We start from the raw sequence: 6,456 nt of genomic DNA, 5'->3' as shown, positions 1-6,456 counted from the left end.
AATTGCGAGGACTTTGTCAGCAGTCTGAGCCGATCAAATTGATCGGCTTTTGTATAAATAACAGCAATACCTATAAGAGAAGCTACTTACACATTTCCAAAAGTTAAATCATTCCTAGGGCATGTTTGTACACATCGATCAATTCTTCTTGCTCGTTACGTTCTTGCTCATCCATTTTGCGAAGAGAAATGATCTTTCTAAGAATCTTTGATTCGAAGCCCAAGCTCTTACTTTCTGCATATATTTCCTTGATGTCATCGGCTATCGCCTTCTTTTCTTCTTCAAGGCGTTCGATGCGTTCAACAAATCCGCGTAACCTATCAGCTGCAATACCACCTATCTCAGGCTCAGGAGAAGATGACGTCGATGTAGTATCCACCGTGGTATCATCGGAAAGTTCACTTGTTTCAAAATCTGACATTTTTGGCGTTCCAAATTTTCTTGATACTTAAATAGGAGATTGTAGCAACAGCGGTATATTTGGGCGATGACACACCTACTTGCTACAGTGTAGCGCTTTAACTTATTGATTATACATACACACTACAGTTTCAGGTGCATATAAGAAACCAAGCGCTTTAGATTCGGCATAGACTTCCTTGATGTCGTCCGCGATGCCTTTTTTCTCTTCTTCCAGACGCTCGATCCGCTCGATAAAACCGCGAAGACGGTCCGCTGTTACACCGGCGATTTCACCCGGCACAGCCGCCGCGCTAGAGGAACTTGTTGTTTCTGTTGCCATATCATCTGTCTGGCTTTCATCAGAAGTATTTTCTTCGTAGCCTGATTCGAAATCGCTCATGCCCGGGGCCCTTTTATAAAATCACATGTAATGAGTTGTCTCATAAATTATCTGCTGCGGAAATTAACGTCCTGCGTCAGCTTTGGCAATGCCCCGCAGCAGTGAGGGAAAAGTTTTTAGCCACATGTCTCTCGCTTATCACAGTCAACTTCATCACCGGTTTCATTGACAGACAGACGAGAGGTTGACTGGCAGGCTAGTCGTGCGCAGGTTTGCTTTTCTCAAAGGCAGCTTTTTGTTCTGCGGTCGCTTCCAACTGGTATTTTGATTTCCATTCGTCATAGGACATCCCATAGACGATTTCGCGGGCCTGTCCGTAATCCATGGTCTCGCCTTTTTCTTCCGCAGCGGCCATATACCATTTAGACAGACAGTTCCGGCAAAACCCGGCGAGGTTCATCATATCGATATTCTGAACATCTGTGCGATCTTGCAAATGAGAAACAAGGCGCCTGAAGGCAGCCGCTTCCAGCTCCAGTTTGGTTTGTTCGTTCATAACTTTCTTCTCCCAAAACAAGGTATTTCTTTATGTGCTTATCCTTACAGGTAGCACTTTATTTCTTTGAGTGACGGGCAATGCAATACCTCTTCAAAGGCATTGATCATATGTGTCGTCCATTGATCTATTCCCGCCTGATCAGAAATCAAGTCCTGACGAATTTCAATCAGGACATTGGGCAAGCCCCGTCGGTCCGCGTGCATTTCCATGGTATAGCCATGACCATCGCGCCCGGTATAGGGTACATTATCGCCACAGTTAAAGCCCTGACGCGTAAACGTTTCGATGAGCGGCAAAGGAATGCGCGGGTCCTGATTCCATAACACACAGACAGGCCACGGGCGGGCAACACCTGCCATTTCGTGGGTCATGCTGTGCATGGAAACGACAATCGGCACCTGTCCCTGTTCAATCATGCCATCCAGTGTTGTCTCAATTTGATTGTGATAGGGCCAGTAAAAAGTGTTCAGGCGGGCTTCGCGTTCGGCCGCGTGCATATCCTGATTGGCAGGGACATGGCATCCGTCACTGACCACAGGCATCAGGCCATCGTTATCCAGCTTGCGGTTCGGGTCGACAAGCAGGCGCGAAAAGTTACTAAAGATCGCACGGGATTTAAAATGTTCGGCAAGGCCCTCGGTCACGCCCTTGATACCGATATCATAGGCGACATGCCGCGTCAGATGATGATCTTCAACGCCAAGATTTTTGCGGGACTTAGGAATAAAGGATGTCGCGTGATCGCATAAAAAAACAAAAGGTGTGTCAGAATCTTCATTAATGACTTTCACCGGGCTTGGTTCATCCGAAGCCAGAATTTGGATATCCATTATCTTCCTATTACTTGTACCCGAACACAGCCTTGGACAAAGGACCTTAGCTCGGGGCCTTTACTTTACACAATATCTATTGCCCCTATATCAGAGCGCAAGGCTTCGAGCCTCTTTCAATATTGTAATGGCGTTGTGTGATTTCCAGAGGGTCTTTGCCGTGACGACATAAAGTCGTTTTATGCAAAGCCCGACAAGCTATCTACCATCAAAGACAAAAACCGACCAGATTTTTCATCACACCGCCAAATAAAGACAGGAATCACCCCTTTTGCACAGGCTTCTCTTGACGAAGGGCACTGTTCATTTCCATAAAGGCATCTTGGTTATGACACTTGATAAGCGAAGGCCCTGTAGATGAACGCGATATCCCCCGAGAAGTTCCTACGTGATCTCTTCCAGGCTGGTCTGGATGCAGCAAATCCCCGATTGGCTGTTCCCGATTATTTACCCCAAGCACCCAAGGGAAAAACCGTGGTCATTGGTGCCGGAAAGGCCGCCGCGGCCATGGCCAAAGCTGTCGAGGAAAACTGGGAAGGCCCAATCGATGGTCTTGTCGTCACCCGTTATGACCACGATATGCCCGAGGGCGAAAAATGCACCCGCATCGGAGTTGTCGAGGCCGCGCACCCGGTACCGGATGCAGCCGGTCGTGAAGCGGCAAAACGGATCTATGAAATGGTGCAAGGTCTCAGTGCCGATGACCTTGTTCTGTGCCTTATTTCCGGCGGCGGGTCGTCTCTGTTGGCCCTGCCCGCCGAGGGTCTGTCCCTTGAAGACAAACAGACAATCAACAAGGCTTTGCTGAAATCCGGTGCGAATATCATCGAAATGAACACGGTACGCAAGCATCTATCGGCCATCAAAGGCGGGCAGCTTGCCGCCGCTGCGGCCCCCGCACAGATGGTCAGCCTTTTGATCTCTGATGTGCCCGGTGATGACCCTGATGTCATCGCATCCGGCCCAACGGTCCCAGACCCCAGCACCTTTGCAGATACCCGTGCCATTTTGGCCAAGTACGATATCACCCCGCCCGCCTCTGTTGCTGCCCATCTGGAAAAAGCAGCAAAGGAAACACCAAAACCAAACGACCCGGTTTTTGCCAACTGTTCGATGCACATGATTTCCCGCCCACAGGATTCCCTTGAGGCCGCCAGACGTGTTGCAGAAAAGCATGGCTTTACGCCTGTGGTCCTTGGTGATTCAATCGAAGGGGAAGCACGGGAAGTCGCCAAGGTTATGGCCGCCATTGCAAGGCAGGTCACCAACCATGATCAACCCGCACCGGCGCCTTGCGTTCTGTTGTCTGGCGGCGAGACAACCGTAACGGTAAAAGGAAATGGCCGTGGTGGAAGAAATGCGGAATTCCTGCTCGCCCTTGCTGTTGAGCTTGATGGCGCTGCGGATATCTACGCCCTTGCCTGTGACACCGACGGTATCGACGGCAGTGAAGACAATGCCGGGGCAATCTTGAGGCCCGACAGCCTCGAACGCGCAGAAAAGCTTGGTGTCAGCGCCAAAGAACACCTTGCCAATAATGACGGCTATAGCTTTTTTCAGGCTCTTGATGATCTCATCATCACCGGACCAACCCGGACAAACGTCAATGACTTCCGGGCCATCGTCGTTATGCCCAAGGGCTAATTTAGTTGTTTAGTTCAACTCTTTCTCGTCGTCATCTCATCGTTCATGTAGGGAAATCTACACTTCACTCTTCATTCCTAGAGTAACAGTTGAACTAAACAACTATACCGACAAAATGGCGGTACATAAAAAACAGGTTGCCTAAAGTGCAACCTGTTTTTTTGCGCGCTTCATATCGGCAAAGGACTGTGTACTGAATAGGAAAACGGCAAACCAGATCAACCCAAAAGATATGGCATGAACCATGGTAAAAGCCTCGCCAAAAAGCAGTGTTGCCAACAACAAATTAACGGTTGGACCAACGTATTGTATCATGCCAATTGTTGAATAGTTTAAGCGTCTGGCCGCCGCTGCAAAACACACAAGCGGCACAGTCGTCACAACCCCGGCCAGCATCAACATCAAACTAATGCCTGTGCCACCAGCAATATAAGTGACCTCATTCTGAACCCCAATCCAGATCAGATAACCCAACGCAATGGGCGTGACCATTGCCGTTTCAGCAAAAAGCCCGACCTGTGCCCCCACAGGCAAACGCTTTCTAATCAACCCATAAAACCCGAATGACATTGCCAGCACCAGCGCAATCCAAGGAAACTCGCCCCCGATATAGGTTAAATACCCCACAGCAATCGCCGCTAATGCAACCGCAATTCCCTGTAACAGTTTTAGCCGTTCACCAAGTATGACAACGCCAAGAAGTACGTTGACCAAAGGGTTAATATAGTAACCCAGGCTTGCCTCTACCAAGTGTCCATTGGAAATAGACCAAATGAATACCAGCCAATTCACGGCAATAAGTAAAGCACTTAGCAGCAGCCACCCCCAGATCTTGGGCGAACTGAAAGTTTCTTTAATCTCTGGCCACCTTTTCCGTGCTAACAACAGGACGGCCAGAAGAACTAAAGACCAGATCACGCGATGACTTAAGACCTCCAAAGGTCCTGCTGCCTCGACCAACTTGAAATAAAGCGGTGTCAGCCCCCACCATAAAAAAGCGGCTAAAGCGAGAAAAAAGCCTTGAAGAGTATCACGTGTCATTTTGGAAATCCTTACCAGAGAAGCTCAGACTACTCTGGGAAAACTAACTTTTCCAGCGCGATTACATCGCCAACACGATTATTTTATAAAATATGCGATAAGATATTTTTCAATATTCTCAAACGTTTCGTCATTCAGTTAGCATACCCACCATGCCTTATTTAAAAGCACCATACTAAACGCTTGAATTACAGGTATCCTTTTCTCAAGTTTTGTCTTTGTTATCTGTTGCACTCTCAGTACAAAGCCTGAGAGTGCTCTCAGACACAAATACAGGAAAGCTAGATAACGACTTTCTTCGTCAGCCACTTTAGAATTACCCGGTTAACTTCTTCCGGCTTTTCCTGCTGTATCCAGTGTCCACAGTCCAGATTAATCACATCAACATTTGGCACGAACGTTGACAATGTTTCTGACTTCGCAACCGCTGTATCCCGATTACCATATATCATCAGCGCAGGCTGTTGAATGACTGGGTTTACACCCGCCAATAGGTGCCAGTTACGGTCCAGATTCCTGTACCAGTTGATACTCCCCGTGAATCCCGATGCCTTGTAGGCAGAGATAAAAACGTCCAGATCACCGTCACTCATGATTGCTTCACCTAGCGGCGTTTCTGTTTCGGCGAGGTTGATCATCATCATGCCCGGTTGCGGGGGGACTGGCGGTACATTTTTACGAAATATATTGCGAAGAAACCGGGATGTATTTTTATCCAAGATGGCGTCCGCGACACCTGGCTGCCGATTAAAATGCACAAAATAGAAATCCTCGCCAAAGATTTCTTCCATAAACTCGATCCAGGGTTTCTCTCCACGCTCTTGATAAGGCAAAGACAGATTTATAGCTTTATTCACCCGATCCGGGTGCAGCAAAGTCAACCCCCAAACAACCATTGCCCCCCAGTCATGTCCCACAAAAATAGCATCTTCGTATCCGTAATGATCAAGGAGTCCAATCAGATCTCCTGACAAGTGCTCAATGTCATAGCTAGATACCTCGCTCGGACAGGAAGAGTTCCCATACCCCCGTTGATTGGGAACGATGACATGATAACCAGCTTCGGCAAGCACCGGAATCTGATAGCGCCATGAAAAGGCGTGTTCCGGCCACCCGTGGCAAAGGACAATTGGATTTCCGACATTCTCTTGCCCCGCTTCAAAGACCTCCAGCTCCACACCATTGACGGCAACCATGGTCGGCTTTGGGAAGTCGGTAGTAATAGACATTGTATTTCCTTTTAGCTTTCGTTCCAGAGGCTTATGGAAGCGTCGTGTAACCACAAAACGCCCTTATCGACCTCAATGGATATTGACTAAAACGATATAGTGACAAATACTGGCACCATTTATTGATATCCTGACAAAATGAATATACGCCAACGACATGACATCATTGTGCGCAGCCTTCGCCGCAACGGTACCTCTACAGTTGCCGAGCTAGCAGAAGAAGTTGGCGCCTCAAGACGGACCATTTTGCGTGACATTAGTGCCTTGCGCGACGAAGGATTTGTCATCCATTCCGAAGCTGGTCGCGGGGGCGGCTTACAAATTGATCCGCAGTCAATTCAGACGACCGCACGGCTTTCTGTTGCCGAAGTTTTTGCGCTTCTAGAGCATTTTGCGTTCAGTGTGGGTCAT

7 protein-coding genes and 1 pseudogene are annotated in these 6,456 nt (G+C 48.3%); 2 read left to right on the top strand and 6 right to left on the bottom strand.

Annotation, left to right across the window (positions count from 1 at the left end):
* Nucleotides 1-103: 103 nt before the first annotated feature.
* The 4 genes and pseudogenes from WH95_RS19950 to WH95_RS19935 form a co-directional block, all read right to left on the bottom strand.
* Complete coding sequence (locus tag WH95_RS19950) at nt 104-421, bottom strand: DUF2312 domain-containing protein (RefSeq protein WP_082114256.1); 318 nt, start codon at nt 419-421, stop codon at nt 104-106.
* A gap of 144 nt (nt 422-565) precedes the next feature.
* A pseudogene (locus WH95_RS19945) lies at nt 566-742 on the bottom strand (GapR family DNA-binding domain-containing protein); the annotation flags it as partial.
* Between the two features lie 256 nt (nt 743-998).
* The gene (locus WH95_RS19940; RefSeq protein WP_046510183.1) at nt 999-1,298 is read right to left on the bottom strand and encodes a DUF1244 domain-containing protein; all 300 of its coding nucleotides are present in this window, start codon (nt 1,296-1,298) and stop codon (nt 999-1,001) included.
* 44 nt (nt 1,299-1,342) lie between these two features.
* Complete coding sequence (locus tag WH95_RS19935) at nt 1,343-2,131, bottom strand: N-formylglutamate amidohydrolase (protein ID WP_046510182.1); 789 nt, start codon at nt 2,129-2,131, stop codon at nt 1,343-1,345.
* 357 nt (nt 2,132-2,488) lie between these two features.
* Here WH95_RS19935 and WH95_RS19930 point away from each other — a divergent pair, with 357 nt between their 5' ends.
* Nucleotides 2,489-3,775 (top strand): glycerate kinase type-2 family protein, encoded by a 1,287-nt coding sequence (locus WH95_RS19930; protein ID WP_046510181.1) that lies wholly within the window; start codon nt 2,489-2,491, stop codon nt 3,773-3,775.
* Nucleotides 3,776-3,916: 141 nt separating this feature from the next.
* Here the strand turns inward: WH95_RS19930 and rarD are convergent, their stop codons facing one another.
* Nucleotides 3,917-4,816: an EamA family transporter RarD gene (gene rarD / locus WH95_RS19925; protein ID WP_046510180.1), complete on the bottom strand. Its 900-nt coding sequence runs from the start codon at nt 4,814-4,816 to the stop codon at nt 3,917-3,919.
* A gap of 281 nt (nt 4,817-5,097) precedes the next feature.
* Complete coding sequence (locus WH95_RS19920; RefSeq protein WP_046510179.1) at nt 5,098-6,045, bottom strand: alpha/beta fold hydrolase; 948 nt, start codon at nt 6,043-6,045, stop codon at nt 5,098-5,100.
* 138 nt (nt 6,046-6,183) lie between these two features.
* Here WH95_RS19920 and WH95_RS19915 point away from each other — a divergent pair.
* A partial coding sequence (locus tag WH95_RS19915; protein ID WP_046510178.1) for a helix-turn-helix transcriptional regulator occupies nt 6,184-6,456 on the top strand: 273 nt, incomplete at its 3' end.

The organism is Kiloniella litopenaei (assembly GCF_000982415.1).
Taxonomy (GTDB): domain Bacteria; phylum Pseudomonadota; class Alphaproteobacteria; order Kiloniellales; family Kiloniellaceae; genus Kiloniella; species Kiloniella litopenaei.
Note: the sequence above shows the minus strand (reverse complement) of the source record. Positions and strands in the feature narration are given on the sequence as shown.